Annotated in this window: 13 protein-coding genes and 1 pseudogene; 7 read left to right on the top strand and 7 right to left on the bottom strand. The window is 73.2% G+C overall.

The genetic code is table 11. The features are described from left to right. Positions 1 to 53: 53 nt before the first annotated feature. Entirely contained in the window at positions 54 to 1,559 is a 1,506-nt protein-coding gene (locus tag ACXN5W_RS17505; RefSeq protein ID WP_473159376.1) for a fibronectin type III domain-containing protein, read from the top strand. On the opposite strand, the gene ACXN5W_RS17500 is transcribed toward ACXN5W_RS17505, so the two are convergent. Next, positions 1,543 to 2,940, bottom strand: coding sequence for a LacI family DNA-binding transcriptional regulator (locus ACXN5W_RS17500; RefSeq protein ID WP_473159375.1), 1,398 nt, complete (start codon positions 2,938 to 2,940; stop codon positions 1,543 to 1,545). The genes ACXN5W_RS17505 and ACXN5W_RS17500 overlap by 17 nt on opposite strands. A gap of 350 nt (positions 2,941 to 3,290) precedes the next feature. On the opposite strand from ACXN5W_RS17500, the gene ACXN5W_RS17495 reads away from it, so the two are divergent. Beyond that, on the top strand, positions 3,291 to 4,277 hold the full coding sequence (locus ACXN5W_RS17495; RefSeq protein ID WP_473159374.1) for a malate dehydrogenase: 987 nt from the start codon (positions 3,291 to 3,293) through the stop codon (positions 4,275 to 4,277). 124 nt (positions 4,278 to 4,401) lie between these two features. Here the strand turns inward: ACXN5W_RS17495 and ACXN5W_RS17490 are convergent, their stop codons facing one another. The 6 genes from ACXN5W_RS17490 to ACXN5W_RS17465 all read right to left on the bottom strand — a co-directional run bounded on the left by ACXN5W_RS17490 (position 4,402) and on the right by ACXN5W_RS17465 (position 10,148). Continuing rightward, the gene (locus tag ACXN5W_RS17490) at positions 4,402 to 5,229 is read right to left on the bottom strand and encodes a DUF72 domain-containing protein (RefSeq protein WP_473159388.1); all 828 of its coding nucleotides are present in this window, start codon (positions 5,227 to 5,229) and stop codon (positions 4,402 to 4,404) included. Between the two features lie 120 nt (positions 5,230 to 5,349). After that, positions 5,350 to 5,892 carry a hypothetical protein gene (locus ACXN5W_RS17485; RefSeq protein ID WP_473159373.1) on the bottom strand — a complete coding sequence of 181 codons (543 nt, stop codon included), beginning with the start codon at positions 5,890 to 5,892 and terminating at the stop codon, positions 5,350 to 5,352. A 303-nt stretch (positions 5,893 to 6,195) separates the two neighbouring features. Next, the gene (locus tag ACXN5W_RS17480) at positions 6,196 to 7,623 is read right to left on the bottom strand and encodes a glycoside hydrolase family 30 protein (RefSeq protein WP_473159372.1); all 1,428 of its coding nucleotides are present in this window, start codon (positions 7,621 to 7,623) and stop codon (positions 6,196 to 6,198) included. A gap of 104 nt (positions 7,624 to 7,727) precedes the next feature. Next, complete coding sequence (locus tag ACXN5W_RS17475; protein ID WP_473159371.1) at positions 7,728 to 7,913, bottom strand: hypothetical protein; 186 nt, start codon at positions 7,911 to 7,913, stop codon at positions 7,728 to 7,730. A gap of 279 nt (positions 7,914 to 8,192) precedes the next feature. Further along, a complete protein-coding gene (locus ACXN5W_RS17470; protein ID WP_473159370.1) occupies positions 8,193 to 9,395 on the bottom strand; it encodes a pectate lyase in 1,203 nt (400 codons plus the stop codon). Positions 9,396 to 9,569: 174 nt separating this feature from the next. Next, positions 9,570 to 10,148, bottom strand: coding sequence for a TetR/AcrR family transcriptional regulator (locus ACXN5W_RS17465; protein WP_473159369.1), 579 nt, complete (start codon positions 10,146 to 10,148; stop codon positions 9,570 to 9,572). Between the two features lie 96 nt (positions 10,149 to 10,244). Between ACXN5W_RS17465 and ACXN5W_RS17460 the strand changes: the two genes are divergently transcribed. From ACXN5W_RS17460 to ACXN5W_RS17440, 5 genes and pseudogenes are all read left to right on the top strand, one after another. Further along, positions 10,245 to 11,066 carry a class I SAM-dependent methyltransferase gene (locus ACXN5W_RS17460; protein WP_473159368.1) on the top strand — a complete coding sequence of 274 codons (822 nt, stop codon included), beginning with the start codon at positions 10,245 to 10,247 and terminating at the stop codon, positions 11,064 to 11,066. Positions 11,067 to 11,196: 130 nt separating this feature from the next. Continuing rightward, positions 11,197 to 12,324: a threonine/serine dehydratase gene (locus tag ACXN5W_RS17455; protein ID WP_473159367.1), complete on the top strand. Its 1,128-nt coding sequence runs from the start codon at positions 11,197 to 11,199 to the stop codon at positions 12,322 to 12,324. Between the two features lie 100 nt (positions 12,325 to 12,424). Next, a pseudogene (locus ACXN5W_RS17450) lies at positions 12,425 to 12,664 on the top strand (transposase); the annotation flags it as partial. A 1-nt stretch (position 12,665) separates the two neighbouring features. Next, positions 12,666 to 13,814, top strand: coding sequence for a hypothetical protein (locus tag ACXN5W_RS17445; protein WP_473159366.1), 1,149 nt, complete (start codon positions 12,666 to 12,668; stop codon positions 13,812 to 13,814). Positions 13,815 to 14,015: 201 nt separating this feature from the next. Further along, the gene (locus ACXN5W_RS17440; protein WP_473159365.1) at positions 14,016 to 14,624 is read left to right on the top strand and encodes a response regulator transcription factor; all 609 of its coding nucleotides are present in this window, start codon (positions 14,016 to 14,018) and stop codon (positions 14,622 to 14,624) included. Positions 14,625 to 14,645: the final 21 nt, after the last annotated feature.

Below are 14,645 nucleotides of genomic sequence, written 5' to 3'. Positions count from 1 at the left end.
AACCTGCGCTACTCTCCATGCAATAGACCTTGGTCGATTGAATGGAGAGTCGGATGCGACGATCCGTCCGGGCTCTGCCGGTGTGGACAGCCACGGTCGCGCTGAGCGTGGCCGGGATGACGGCGCCGGCGTACGCCGACCTGGGACCGCCGGCCGCTCCGGAGCGGGTGGTGGCGACCAACACGGCATCCTCGATCACGCTCACCTGGACCCAGCCGGACAGCGGCACCCGGCCGGTCAGCTTCCGGGTCCGCGAGGGTTCCACGGTGGTTGCCCGCAACACCACCACCCACGTGACCGTGCCGGACCTCCCGGTGTACAGCACCCACACGTACCAGGTCACCGCCGTGGACGCCGCCGGCCGGGAGTCCGCGCCCAGCGCGCCGATCACCCGCCGGACGGCCATCGGCGGAGCCCACGCCTGCGGCATCACCGCGCCCACCGGCGGCACGGTCACCGCCGTGACCGGTTCGGCGGTCTCACTCGCCTGGTCGAACGAGATCCCCTACTACGACGAGCAGGGCACCATCGTCGTACTCCGGGACGGCGCGGTGGTCCAGGAGACCCGGCTGGACTCGGCACGCATCGGCGGCCTGGCACCCGACACCACGTACACCTTCCAGGTGGCCCGGCGGGACTGTGTGGGCGGTCTGCACCCCGGCACGCCGCTGACGGTCACCACGGCCGGCGGCCCGACCGCCCGACCGGTTCCGCCCGGCGCCGTCAGCGTCGGCGCCCGCACCGACTCGTCGGTGGCGTTGACCTGGACCGCCGGTCCCGGCACCACGCCGGTCGCCCGGTTCGCCGTGTACGAGGGCGGCACCCTGGTGGCCACCACCGCGGGCACCGCCGCCACCATCACCGGGCTGTGGCGGGACACCGCCCACGAGTACACCGTCGCCGCCCTCGACCCGGCCGGAAGCGAGTCCGCCCACCCCGCGCCGGTGCCCGCCAGCACCCTGCCCTGCCCGACCCCGCCGGGCACGGTGAACCCACCGACCAAGCTGACCGCGACCGCGCTGTCGCCGTCGTCGGTCGCCCTCTCCTGGACGCAGGAGTTCGAGGCCACCTCGTTCACGGTGTACCGGGTCGCGTCGAGGTCGTTGCCGCTCGGCCCGGTGATCACCACCCGGACCAGGTCTGCGATGGTCACCGGGCTGCCGTCGGCGAGCAGCGACAGCTACGCCGTGACCGCCCAGACCGCGGCCTGCGGCCGGTCGGCCCTCAGCGCGCCGGTGCGGATCGCCACACCCGCCGGTCCCGCCGCCCGTCCGGCCGGTCCCACCGACGTGCGGGTCAGCTCGATGCCGAACGCGGACTTCACCGGCACCGTGAACCTCGCCTGGACGCAGGCCACCGGCGGAGCCGATCCGGCGGTCGGGTTCCGGCTCTACGAGGGCACGTCGATCCTGGCCAGCAGCACCAACCCGGCCGTCACCCTGCGGCTGCCGGGCGGACCGACCCACTCGGTGACCGTGGTGGCCGTCGACGCCGCCGGCAACGAGTCGGCGCAGAGCGCACCGGTGACGTTCACCGTTCCGTTCATCCCACCTCCGTGACCCCCGCCGCCGCCACCCGCGGGGTCCGGGTCGCCGCGCTGGCGGGTCGCCGGCGGCGGGTGCCGGCCGGTGCGGCGGTGCCCGCCACGGCCGGTGTCGAGCCGTCGGCCCGCTGGGTCGCCGGGGCGGACCTCGCAGGCCGCGTCGTCGGGGCGGCGCCGGATCCTGCCGGCGCGGCGCCGACCACCGGCTCTGTCGCCGGGGTGGCGCGGGCCGGTTCTGCCGGCGTGGCGCCGCCCACCGGCTCTGTCGCCGGGGTGGCGCGGGCCGGCGCCGGCGGCGCGGCGGTGCTCGTCCGCACGACGAGCCGGGGCACCTGCACGGCATGCCGGCCGGTGAGCCGGCCCGCCCCCGGATCGAGCTGCGCGAGCAGCAGCCCGATGCTGCGCCGGCCGAGCTCGCCGAAGTCCTGGCGCACCGTCGTCAGCGGCGGCAGGAAGTGCGCGGAGTCGGGCGTGTCGTCGAACCCGACCACGCTGACGTCGTCCGGCACCCGGCGTCCGGCCTCGTGCAGCGCCCGCAGCACGCCGAGGGCGATCTGGTCGCTGGCGCAGAAGACCGCCGTGACCGACCGGTCCCGGGCCAGCCGTCGACCCTGCTCGTAGCCCGCCTGGGCGCTCCAGTCGCCGCGCAACGGCAGGTAGGTCGGCGCGCCCGCCGCGCTGAGGGCCTCCCGCCAGCCGTCGGTCCGCTCCGCGGCCTCCGGCCAACCCGCCGGACCGGCCACGTGGTGGACGGTGGTGTGCCCCAGATCCAGCAGGTGCCGGACGGCCTGCCGGGCACCGGCGGCGTTGTCGATCTGCGCGCTCGGCACCGCCTCGTCGTGGCCGCCGCCCACGCTCACGGTCGGCATGTCGGCCGCCACCTGCGCCAGGGAACTGGCCACGGTCGCCTTGGGCGTGATGGCGATGATGCCCTCCACCCGCTGCCGGCGCAGCCAGTCAGCCGCGTCGAGCACGGAGCGGCGGTCGAGGTGGCGCATGCTGGCGACGCTGACGAAGTAGCCGGCGGACCGCGCGGCGCCCTCGATGGCATGCAGCATCGACGCCGGGCCGTAGAGGGCGCTCTCGTAGCCGATGATCCCGACCGTACCGGTGCGCCGGGTCACCAGCGCGCGGGCGGCCAGGTTCTGGCGGTAGTCCAGCGCCTGCATCGCGGTGAGCACCCGCTGCCTGGTGTCGTCGGAGACGTGCGGGTGTTCGTTGACCACCCGGGACACCGTCTGGGTCGACACGCCCGCCAGCCGTGCGACATCGCGCATCACCGAGTAGCCGGGCGCCGCGCCCGCCCGCGAGCCGGGACCGCCACCCGCCGGCCTTCCCGCCGGCGCCCTCGTGCGCACAGCGCGATCCGGTACGCCGTCGTCGTGCTCGAAGACCATCAAACGTCCTCACCCCCGGTCGCCTCGGCCGGCAGCGCGGCCCTGTCGTCGGGCAACTCCGCGAGCTGCCCGCTGAACCCATTGAACCCGCAAACCTCTTCGGGAAGGTTTCTTGGGGAATAAGTCCCGACTACCTCCGGACCCGCCAGGACGGCGGATCGGGTGTCGGCCGGGTGTCGGCCCGATGACCCCCGCGTGCCGGCCGGGGGTCGGCCGGGTGTCCGGCGGTGAACCGGTGGGCAATCACATCCCCGGGCCGCCGGGCCGTCGGGCCCGGTTCACCGGGCACTAGGGTCACCTGATGCGCCGTTCGGCATCGGGCCGAACACCCGGATTTTGGGAGAAGACCCATGACGACATCGCCAGTCACCGTCACCGTGACCGGCGCGGCTGGTCAGATCGGCTACGCCCTGCTGTTCAGGATCGCCTCCGGGCAGCTGCTGGGCGCGGACGTCCCGGTCCGGCTCCGGCTGCTGGAGATCCCGGCCGCGGTCCGGGCCGCGGAGGGTACCGCCCTGGAGCTCGACGACGGGGCGTTCCCGCTGCTCGCCGGGGTGGACGTGTTCGACGACCCGAAGCGGGCCTTCGAGGGCGTGAACGTGGCGCTGCTGGTCGGGGCCCGCCCGCGTACCAAGGGAATGGAGCGCAAGGACCTGCTGGAGGCCAACGGCGGGATCTTCGGGCCGCAGGGCTCGGCGATCAACGCGGGCGCCGCGGACGACGTCCGGGTCCTGGTCGTCGGCAACCCGGCCAACACCAACGCGCTGATCGCCCGGAGCAACGCGCCGGACGTGCCGGCCGAACGGTTCACCGCGATGACCCGGCTCGACCACAACCGGGCCGTCGCCCAGCTGGCCCGCAAGCTGCGGCTGCCGGTGTCCGCCCTGCGCCGGGTGACCATCTGGGGCAACCACTCCGCCACCCAGTACCCCGATGTCTTCCAGGCCGAGGCCGACGGACGTCGGGTGGCCGACCTGGTCGACGAGACCTGGCTGGCCGAGGAGTTCATTCCGAAGGTGGCCAAGCGCGGCGCCGAGATCATCGAGGTCCGCGGCGCCTCGTCGGCCGCCTCCGCCGCCTCGGCCGCCATCGACCACGTGTACGACTGGGTCAACGGCACCCCCGAGGGCGACTGGACGTCCGCCGCCGTGCCCTCCGACGGCTCGTACGGCGTACCGGAGGGCCTGGTGTCCTCGTTCCCGGTGACCGCCCGCGACGGCCGGTTCGAGATCGTCACCGGCCTGGACCTCAACGAGTTCTCCCGGAGCCGGGTCGACGCGTCGGTGCAGGAGCTGCTCGAGGAGCGGGCGGCGGTGCAGCGTCTCGGCCTGATCTGATCCTCGGGCCGTTCGCCGGATGCCCGGCGGCCCCCGGGCGCAGCCCGCCCGGAGGCCGCCGGCGGCTCGCCGGAGGTCGCCGGCGGCTTGCCGGAGGTCGCCGGGCGACTGGCCCGGGGGCCGATCAGAACAGGGTCAACGGTCCGACCGGGATCGGCTCGGGCAGCGGTTCGACCTCGGGCAGTCGGGCCCGGACCTCGTCGTGGAACCTGCGGGCCAGCTCGGGCGCGTCGGCGTTGTCCGGGGTGTGGACGAACACGGTCGGCGAGCGCCCCTCGCGGAGCCACCCGGTGACCACGTCGAGCCACGGTCGCCAGCCCTCGGCGGTCCGCGTCGGATCGTCCCGGCCGAGGTACCGGACGATCGGCCGGTCGGTCAGCGCTCGGGCGCGGGGTGGGGTCCGTGGCTTCCTCGTCCACGCCTCGCGTTCCGCGTCGCTGGTCGGTGGGGACCGGAAGAAGACTGTCGTGTCGAAGGGGACCCATTCCGCGCCGGCCGCGTCGAGCGTCTCCTCCAGCATCCGTACGGCCCGGGGATCGTCGAAGAACGCCGGGTGGCGGACCTCCACGGCGTACCGGTGCGAGTCGGGTAGTCCGCGCAGGAAACGGCCGAGCGTGGGTACGTCGGTGGGACCGAACGAGCCGGGCAGTTGGATCCACAGCGCGTGCGCCCGTGGTCCGAGGGGTTTGACCGCGTCCAGGAAGAGCCGTAGTTCCTCGTCAGCCCCGGCGAGCCGGTGCTCGTGCGTGACGACCTTCGGCAGCTTGAGCACGAACCGGAAGTCGGGTCCGGTCTGCCGCGCCCACGACTCCACCGTCTCCCGCGCCGGGGTCGCGTAGAAGGTCGTGTTCCCCTCCACGGCGTTACACCAGCCGGCGTACGCCCGCAGCCGCTCGTGGGCCGGCAGGGGATGGGCCAGGAAGCGTCCCTGCCAGGACCGGTGCGTCCACATCGCACACCCCACGTGCAGGCGCATCCGGCCCTCCCGCCACTCGGCCTCGCGGCCCGGGACGCCCGCGCCAGCGGGTACGGTATCCGACCGGGCGACCCGGGCCGGAGGAGGAGGACCTTTTCAGCAGTTCCGGATGTAGTACACCGGAGACCAGTCGCGCTTTCCCCTGTCGCCGGCGGGAATCGCGTTGGGTGGCGGTTGTACGAGACTGCGGTGCGCGTCCAGGAATCGCGCCGTCGCCCCGCCGGTCTGATTGTTGTGGAAGTAGCCGACGCCTTCCCAGCCCGACAGGACGTAGGTGTCACACACGTAGAGATCCCAGGCCGCGAACGTCCTTCTGGTCGAGTCTGTCTGCACGAAGACGCACAGGTGGGCCCGGCGGCACCGGGCCCTGCGGGCCTCGGCGGGCGTGACGGTCCGCGGCGCGATGGCAGCCCTGGAGGCGAGCCGGGGCGCGGGGGTCGAGGAGCCGGTGCGGGGAGACGACGCGGCGCCGAGCGACGGCCCGGAACCCGGGCCCGGGTCGGGTTCGCCGCGCTGCCGCGCCGCCGCCGGAGGGGCGAGGGCGAGCACCCCCGCCAGAATCACCCCGCCGATCAGCGCGAGGTGCCGAGCGGGTCCCTGCGCGCCGGTCGCGATGTCTCGCAATGGTCCGGTGAACACGTGCTGCTCCCTCCTGTCCGGCGGGTCACGGTGCCGGGCGGTCCGCCGCTGCGATGTGGCACCGGAGCTGGACAAACGCAGGGTAGAGCACGTTGGAGGAGGACGGCGGAATCGCGGGTCTCTCATATTTTCGGCGAGTCTCCGAATCGTTTTCGCCGATATCGGAAAGGCTGGCAGTGAGCGCCGCCGGTGACCGCCAACCACCATCCGCCGCCGGTCACCGGCCTTCGACGACCACCGCCGGCGGGCACTGTCCAGCGGAAACCCGCCGCTGCTCAGTGCCCGCCGGCCAGCCGTCGGTGGTCAGTGCCCGCCGGGGTGCCGGCTCACCAGCGTGGTCAGCGAGCGTGGCGCCAGCTCGACGGTGCTCTGCGGGCCACGCTTCGAGACGATGCCGGCGACCTGTTCGAGCCGGTGCCCGGAGTCGGTGAGGTAGGCGGTCGGGCGCTTGAGGTCGATGCTGGTGGTGACGGCCGCGTCGGTGGTGTTGATGATCTCCACCACCTCGGTGCCGTCGGCGTTGCGGTAGGCCGAGACCTTCAGGCCGGCCTGGGCGCTGTCGACACCGATCCGGACGGCGCCCGGACGGATGAACCGGCTGTACGCCGCGAAGGCGTAGAGCCGGGACGACACCCGGAAGGCGTCGTTGGTGTCGTCGATCTGGACCAGCGCCGCCGTGGCGCCCCGGGACGAGCCGAGCCAGTAGATGAAGGCGCTGCTGTCGGCCAACGCCAGCGTGTCATGGATCCGCTGGGCGACGGCGATGCCGTCGGTGCCCTTGCCGCTGTCCCACGCCTCGTTCCAGCCGTCCGAGACGCTCGACGGGGCCCACTCCGACATCCAGCTCGGAGCCGTGGTCGGCAACGGGTGATCCGCCGGACTCGCGTAACCGTGTCCGGTGAGGACATCCAGGTACCGGCGGGCCGCCGGGTCGGACTCGATGGCCTGGGCGTACGCCTCGGACTGCTGCCACCCGAACGAGTCGCAGCAGGCCACGCCGACGCCGGCGCGGTTGGCGATCGGTCCGATGACCTTCAGGAACTCGGCGGCCTGGGCGGGGGTGAACCGCATCGAGGCGTACGGGGCGGTCCAGTCCGGTTCGTTGGTGAACCCGACCTGACCGATCCGGATGCCCTCCTGCCGGTAGAACTTCGTGTACTGGACCAGGTACCGGGCGTACGCCTCGCGCCAGTCGCCGCTGGCGCAGGTGACTCCGGACAGGCCGCACAGCGCTCCACCGTTGGTGTCGGTGCCGTTGTCCTTCATGTAGCCCGGCGCGCTCCAGGCGTCGGCGTAGAAGCGGTGGACCCCGCGTCGCTGCGCCTCCTTGGCGTACCACACCTGGGCGCCGTCCCAACCGTCCCAGGTGTAGTTCGGGGTGGCCGTCGGGCCGCCGGGGTCGGTGGGTTGGATGGACAGCATCTTGTCGTACTCGTTGCTCGCCGACGAGCCGATGCCGAGCCGCAGGATGCTCGGTGCCGCGCCGCTCTCGCGGCCCAGCAGGAGGTCGAGGACCGCCTCGCGGTTGTCCGGCGACAGGTTGTGGACCAGCGAGGATCGCTGGAAGGCGATGGAGTAGCCAAAGCCGTCGATGGACTGGTGGGCCTCGCCGCGGTTGATGCTGATGTCGGGACGGGGACCGCCGTCCGGGCGGGGATCGGCCTGCGCGGGCGCGGTCGTCAGCGCGGTGGCGACCACCACGGCGACGGCGACGATGGGGGAGCGAAGCACGGGAACTCTCCTGGGGCGCTCGGGTGGGGGGCAGTTGTCGGAAACAATATCGAAATAACGGCTCGAAAGTTTTCCGAAACTCTGTGCCGCAACCCGCCCTGGGCTCACCGGTCGCGGATGGCCGCCTCGATCCGCAGCCCGAGCCCGGTCAGCACCAGCAGGTAGGCGAGCAGGTAGGGCTCGATGTCGCCGCCGTCGGCCGTCAGGGTCAGGACCGCCACCAGGAAGCCGGCGAGCAGTGCGACGTTTCCGAGCACCCGGGTCGCGGCGGGCCGCCGATGAAGCTGCACCGACCGACCGTACCGGAGCGTTCGGGCTCGGACCCGACCGTTTCGGTGGCGCGGCGACGCCGGTCCCCGGCGGCCGCTCTACGGACACTGGCAGAAACAGCGTGACCACGCGGCGCGGCTGGCGGCGGCCGCCGAGGCGTACCCCCGACCGGGCCGCAGCCGGACCATCCTGCCGGTCGTGGACCGGGCGGTCCGACCCGGCGCGGCCCGATGGCGCCGCCGGAGACCGGTGGCGGTCCCCGGCGGCGCTGTTGGTGGTTCGGTGAAGCGCGGTACGGACTACCGGTAGATCAGATCGGACGAGGAGTAGATGCAGTTCCGGCCGTCGGCCCCGGTGCCCACCTCGACGGGTTCGGCGCCGGTGTTGTTGCCGTTGAACTTGCGGCAGATCACCATCGAGCGACCGGGGTCGTTGACGATCGTGATGCCGGAGAACCGCGCGGTGTCGCCGTAGTTGACGTTGATGCCGGCCACCGTGCCACCCGGGCGGGTCAGCGTGACATTGCGGATCACGACGTTGCGCTGGTACTGGGTCGAGCAGTTGCCGCAGGAGCGGTAGAGCTTCCCGAAGTTGGTCGCCTGGAAGTTCTGGATGGTCAGGGTGCCCGCGCCGTTGTGCTGGAAGATCTTGTCGCTGGCGCTGCGGGCGCCACCGCCGTCGACCAGGAAGGTGGGGGAGCCGCTGCCCCGGAACGTCGCCGCGTCCTCGCCCACGTCCTCCCACCAGACGTTGCGGAGGGTGCAGGACCCGGCACAGTGGACGCCGTCCCCGGCGGGCGCGCCGATGATGACGTTCTGCAGGGTGGCGCCCGCGGCGAGGTTGAACATCGGGTCCTGGCTCTCCTCCTGACTGCCGTCGCCGATGCAGCAGTACCGGCGCAGGCCACCGTCGAAGGTGCCGGAGACCTGGATGGTCCCGTTCACGGGGACCTGTCCGGTCGGGGTCGGCCAGGAGCCCGTCGGTGGCGGGGCGCTGGTGGTGGGTGGCGGGTTGCCCGGCGTGGTGGGCGGCGGGTTGCCGGGCGTGGTCGGTGGCGGGTTGCCGGGCGTGGTCGGGGTGACCCCACCGGTGCAGGTCACGCCGTTGACCGCGAAGCCGCTCGGCACCGGGTTGCTGCCGGTCCAGCTTCCGTTGAAGCCGAACGAGACGGACGCGTTGGTGCCGAGACTGCCGTTGTAGCTCAGGTTCGTGGCGCGCACCGAGCTGCCGCTCTGGGTGACCGTCGCGTTCCACGCCTGGGTCACCGTCTGGCCGGCGGCGAACGACCAGGTGGCGGTCCACGAGGTGAGCGGATCACCGAGGTTGGTGACGGTGACGTTGGCGGAGAATCCGCCGGCCCACTGGGAGGCGACCGCGTAGTTGACCTGGCAGCCGGCGGCGGCCTGCGCGGCGCCCGCCGTCGCCACCACGCCGGCCGCCGCGGCGGTCAGCGCGGCCGTCGCGAAGGCTCCGAGCGCCTTCCGGCGCTGTCTGTGCAACATGTTGCTCTCCTGGCTGGTACGGATGACCCGCGGGGCTGATGCCGGCGTCCGGTGCCCGACGGAGGCCGAAGCGGATCCTGGTGATGCCCGGAAGAGTCCTGGTGGACGGTGCCCTGTGTCGCCGGCTCTGCAAGCGCTTTCCAGATAAGCGCATATCGATGCTCAGCACAAGCGTTACAGGTGCAGGACCGCGGCCACCATGCGTCGGACGGCCTCGGGCTCCGGCGGCGCGGCCGTGCGGTCGGCGAACAGCAGGTGCCCGCCGCCGATCAGGGTCGGCGCCAGCGTGTCGATGTCGGCGTCCGCCGCGATCCGGCCCAGTTCCCGTTCGGCCCCGAGATACGCGGCGATCATGGCCGTCGCCTCGGTCACCAGCGGGATGCCGTTCGGATGGTCCTGACGTAACCGCGCCCGCAGCTCGTCCCGGAAGATGAGCAGGCTGACGACCGCCACGGCGACCGAGCTGAACAGCTCGGTCAGCACGCCGGTGAGGTTGTCGACGACGCTGCCGGTGCCGGCGGCGGCGCGCAGGCTCGCCGCCTGGGCCGACACCCGGGTGGTGCGGTCCCGCACGAGTTCGACCAGAAAGGCGTCGAAGTCGGCGAAGTGGCGGTGCAGGACCCCCTTCGCACAGCCCGCCTCCGTGGTGACCGCTCGACTGGTGAGCGCGCTCGGCCCGTCCCGCACCAGGATGCGTTCGGCGGCGTCGAAAAGCTGCTCGCGGGCGTCCCGCAGGGCGACTCCGGTGGGCACCGTACCTCCCTCGCTCGCCGGGCCGGACCTGGCCGGCCTCGATAGTGGGCGATTGCCCATTGACAAAGTGGGCGGCTGCCCACTTATGGTGGGCCAATGCCCACTCTAGCGCCCGAACCATCGTCGTCCGGCTCTGCCGCCGCTGCCCACCAGCAGCGGGAGATGGCCCAGTCGTTCGGTGTCGATCCCGAACGGTACGACCGGGCCCGACCTCGCTATCCGCGGGAGCTGGTCCGGCGGATCGTGACCGCCAGCCCCGGCGGGGAGGTGCTCGACGTCGGCTGCGGCACCGGCACGGCGGCCCGGCAGTTCCAGGAGGCCGGCTGTGCGGTGCTGGGCGTCGACCCCGATCAACGGATGGCCGAGTTCGCCCGGCACGGCGGACTCGACGTCGAGGTGGCCACCTTCGAAGCCTGGAACCCGGCCGGCCGGACGTTCGACGCGGTCGTCGCGGGTACCGCCTGGCACTGGATCGAGCCCGTCGCCGGGGCCGCCAAGGCGGCCCGGGTGCTGCGTCCCGGTGGCCTGCTGGCACCGTTCTGGCACGTGTTCCAGCTCCCGCCGGAGCTGGCCACCGAGTTCGCCGCGGCCTTCCGGCGCGAGGTGCCCGACTCTCCGGTCGACGTCAGCACGCTGGACCAGGGGCTGGCGGCGTACGAGCCGTTGTTCGGCAAGGTCGCCGACGCGATCCGGGAGGCGGGCGGGTTCGCCCCGGCGCGGCAGTGGCGGTACGACTGGGAGCGGTCGTACACCCGGGACGAGTGGCTGGACCAGCTCCCCACCACCGGCATCCTCACCCGGCTCCCGGCGGACCGGCTGGCCCGGCTGCTGGCGGCCGCCGGGGCCGCGGTGGACGGCATGGGCGGTAGCTTCACCATGTCCTACGCCACGGTCGCGGTCGCCGCGGTACGGCGCTAGGTGTACTGTCCGGGCCGCTACCGGCGCTGGCGGCCGGTCGCGGGCGGAGGGCGGCCGGCGCCGGAGTGCCGTCCAGGCCGGTTGAGCAGCGCAGAGTGGCGCGGGCGACCGCCGAAGTAGGCTGACCGCCATGATCGAACTGTCCGACCTTGAGGCGGCGGCCCGGCGGATAGCCGGTCACATCGTCCGCACGCCGACGGTGCCGAGCCCCGGCCTGTCCGAGCTGCTGGATGCCCCGGTCACCGCCAAGCTGGAACTGCTGCAACGCACCGGGTCGTTCAAGGCGCGCGGGGCCGCCGCCAAGCTGCTCGGGCTCGACGCGGCCGAGCGGGCGGCCGGAGTGGTGGCGGTCAGCGGCGGCAACCACGCCGTGGCGGTCGCGGTGATGGCCGAGGCGCTGGAGGTGAAGGCCACCGTGGTCATGCCGAGTACGGCGCCCGCCCGCGCCGTGGAGGTCGCCCGGGCCGCCGGGGCCACGGTACGGCTGACCGACGGGATGGATGCCGCGTTCGCGCTGATGTCCCGGCTGGAGGCCGACGGGCTGACCCTGGTGCATCCGTTCGACGATCCCGTCGTGGTGGCCGGTCAGGGCACGGTGGGCCTCGAACTGGCCGACGACGCGGACGAGCTGACCGACGTACTGGTGAGTGTCGGCGGCGGTGGGTTGATCTCCGGCGTCGCGGTGGCGCTGCACGCCCGCCGTCCAGGGGTACGCGTCTGGGGGGTGGAGACCGAGGGCGCGGAGGCGATGTCCCGGGCACTGACCGTCGGCGGACCCGTGCCGGTCGAGCTGTCCTCCATCGTCTCCACGCTCAGCGCGCCGACTGTCTCGCAACTCACCTACGAACACGCCGCGGCCCTGGTGACCGAGGTGCTGGTGGTGTCCGACGCCGAGGCGGTGCGCGGGACGCTCGAACTCGCCGACCGGGCGAAGGTGTGGACCGAGCCGGCCGCCGGATGTCTCCTGCCGGCGGCCCGGCGGCCCGGCGGGTCCGGGAGCGGGTCGGCCGAGCCGCCCGGCTCGGCCTGGTCATCTGCGGCGGCAACGCCACCCCGACCGACGTCATGGCCTGGGCCGACCGGCTCGGTCAGCACTGATCGGGGACGACCGGCACTCTGGTCATTTCCGGTCAGACTCTGTTACCAGGATGAAACACGACGCGGCGTCCCCACACCGGCCACCCTCGATGGGGCAACGCCCCGCCGGACTGCTGTCGGAATGCCGTCACAACCTCTCCAGAGGGGTGCGATGAAGTAACGCCGTCGTTACGATCGGTCGGCGCTGCTGATCGAAATCCGTAGCGCGCGGGCTCCCCGTCTGACCGGGGAACCAGCGCGTCGACCACGGCGGGCAGTACCAGCATCAGCGCAGTTTTCTCGGTGGCCGGGTGGAAGAACGGCTGAAACATCTGATCCCCGAAAGCATCGGCGAGAAGGGGGCGTGGCTCGTGGCTTTGGACGTCATGCCCGAGCACATACGTCTGCTGGTCGAGGTCGATCCGCACGCCCAGGGGCGGAACTCGTACCTCGTGGCCACCACCGGCGGGGGGCCGGTGGCCGAGACCAAGCGGTACCTGCGACAGCAGAGGGATCGGTGACGTGCCCAGCGACCGCCGCCACCCCCTCGCGGTCGAGGAAACGTCAACCGCCCGCCCGGCACCCGGCGTGACCGCGCGCCGGCCGGGGGAGTCCGCCGGGCCCGGTGAGAACATCGAGCAGCGGGGCCCGCTCCGCCCGCGATGGTTCACCGGCCGATCGGTGCCAGGAGGGCCCGCACCACTTCCGGTTGACCGACTGCTCCGGCTCCTGAGGTGGGCCGCGCTGTTCGCGGGGGCGGCCGGCGCCGGGTTCCTGCTGTCCACACTGGCCGGTGCGCCGGCCAGCGCCGCCGGTGCGGGCGACTCCGGAGCCGCCCAACCCTTCCCGACCGGTGCGCTTGTCAGCGCGGCCGGTCCGGGCGGCTCCGGAGTCGTCCGCGCCCGCCCACGCAGCGACGTCGCGAGCCCACTTCCGCTGCGCGCCGTCGTGGGCCGGCTGTCGACAGCCGCCCGGCCCGGCGTGACCGCCCGTACCGCCCGGCCTGGGGCGGACCGTCGCGGTACTGTCGTTCGGACCGTGACCGGTCGCCCGGACCGGCCGCGCGGGACACCCGTCGTTCGAGCCCTGACCAGCCTGCCGGACCGGCCGCTCGGGACAACCGTTGGCCGGGTGCTGGCCAGCCTGCCGGACCGGCCGCGTGGTGCGCCGGTCTCCGCGATCGCCGGTCGGGTGCTGGCGCCGGTCCTCGGCGTGGTGCGCGATCCGGTGCCTTCCCCGCCATCCGGCCGCACCATCCCGGCGCCGGTTCCACCCGCCGCCGGGACCGTGGTCGGTCCGACCGGCCACGCCGCCCCGTCCGCCCCGGAACCGTTCCCCAGTCCGGCGGCACTCCCGGCGGGTGGGGAGTGGCCGGCAAGGGCGACCCCGAGGGCGCCGACGTTCGCCGTACCGGTGGCCGACGAGACCGGACGGGACGCCTACCGTGCGCTGGGTTCCGCCCCGAACCCGCCGGCATCGAACCATCCCGGACGGTTCTCCGTCCCGCCCGCCGAAGAGGATGCCGCCGGCTTCCACCACGGATCCGGTCCGACACCGGGGCTGGCCCGCGGCTGGGACTGGCCGGTGCGGCGCGGTACCGGTCAGGTCCACGACGCTGCCACCTTCCTCGCCGATGGCCGCTCTCCCTCGGTCGCGGCCCGTCCCGGTTGAGTCCGGCCTGACCCGCCAGGTGGTCCACGGCCCCGACGGCCGCGTCCGCCCCGGCGTGGTCGTGTGGCGCCCGCGCCCGCCCGTCTGGTGGCGCCGGGTCAAGGACTGGCCGGCTTCCGCGCGTGACGACGCCCTGGCCGCCCCGCTTGACGAGGGGTCGGGCCGGCGGCGGTCGCGTCGCGTACCCGAGATCGGAGTTACGTGGTGATCCACGTTGTCGTCGCCGAGGACATGGGGCTGTTGCGCAGCGCACTCTGCGTGGCGCTGTCGAGAGAGGAGGACATGACGGTACTGGCTGATGTGGACGGTGCCGCCGACCTGTTGACGGTGATCCGCCGCAGCCGCCCGGATGTGGTGGTGCTGGACCTGTCGCCGGAGACACCCGACCCGGTCGAGGTGGTGGCGCGGATCCACGCCGAGGCCCCGGACACCGCCGTGCTGGCCATGAGCCAGCGCTGGAACCCGCCGCTGGTCGAGGCGGCGCTGGCGGCCGGCGTACGCGGTCTGGTCGGCAAGGACGGACCGCTGACGGACCTGGTACGGGCCATCCGTGCGCTGGCCGGCGGTGAGCGCGTGATCGACCCCGCCGCGGCGGTGGCGGTGCTGAGACCGACAGAGGTGCCGCTGACACCCCGGGAACTGGAGGTGCTGCGGGTGGCCGCCGAGGGTCTGCCACTCAAGGACATCGCCCGGCGGCTCTTCCTGGCCCACGGTACGGTCCGCAACCATCTCTCTGCCATCCTGCGCAAAACCGGCGCCCGCAACCGGATGGAGGCGGTGTGGCGCGGTCGCCGGGACGGATGGCTGTGAGACTGCCATCGGTCGGATCGC

The organism is Plantactinospora sp. A48 (genome assembly GCF_055793945.1).
The sequence above is the reverse complement of the archived record's forward strand: the minus strand, read 5'-3'. Positions and strand labels throughout refer to the sequence as shown.

Bases quoted from the DNA above. Each gene is read 5' to 3' on its own strand.
- ACXN5W_RS17500 (WP_473159375.1), bottom strand. From the start codon at position 2,940: ATGGTCTTCGAGCACGACGACGGCGTACCGGATCGCGCTGTGCGCACG.
- ACXN5W_RS17470 (WP_473159370.1), bottom strand. From the start codon at position 9,395: ATGTTGCACAGACAGCGCCGGAAGGCGCTCGGAGCCTTCGCGACGGCC.
- ACXN5W_RS17490 (WP_473159388.1), bottom strand. From the start codon at position 5,229: ATGTGGACGCACCGGTCCTGGCAGGGACGCTTCCTGGCCCATCCCCTG.
- ACXN5W_RS17505 (WP_473159376.1), top strand. From the start codon at position 54: ATGCGACGATCCGTCCGGGCTCTGCCGGTGTGGACAGCCACGGTCGCG.
- ACXN5W_RS17495 (WP_473159374.1), top strand. From the start codon at position 3,291: ATGACGACATCGCCAGTCACCGTCACCGTGACCGGCGCGGCTGGTCAG.
- ACXN5W_RS17460 (WP_473159368.1), top strand. From the start codon at position 10,245: ATGCCCACTCTAGCGCCCGAACCATCGTCGTCCGGCTCTGCCGCCGCT.
- ACXN5W_RS17455 (WP_473159367.1), top strand. From the start codon at position 11,197: ATGATCGAACTGTCCGACCTTGAGGCGGCGGCCCGGCGGATAGCCGGT.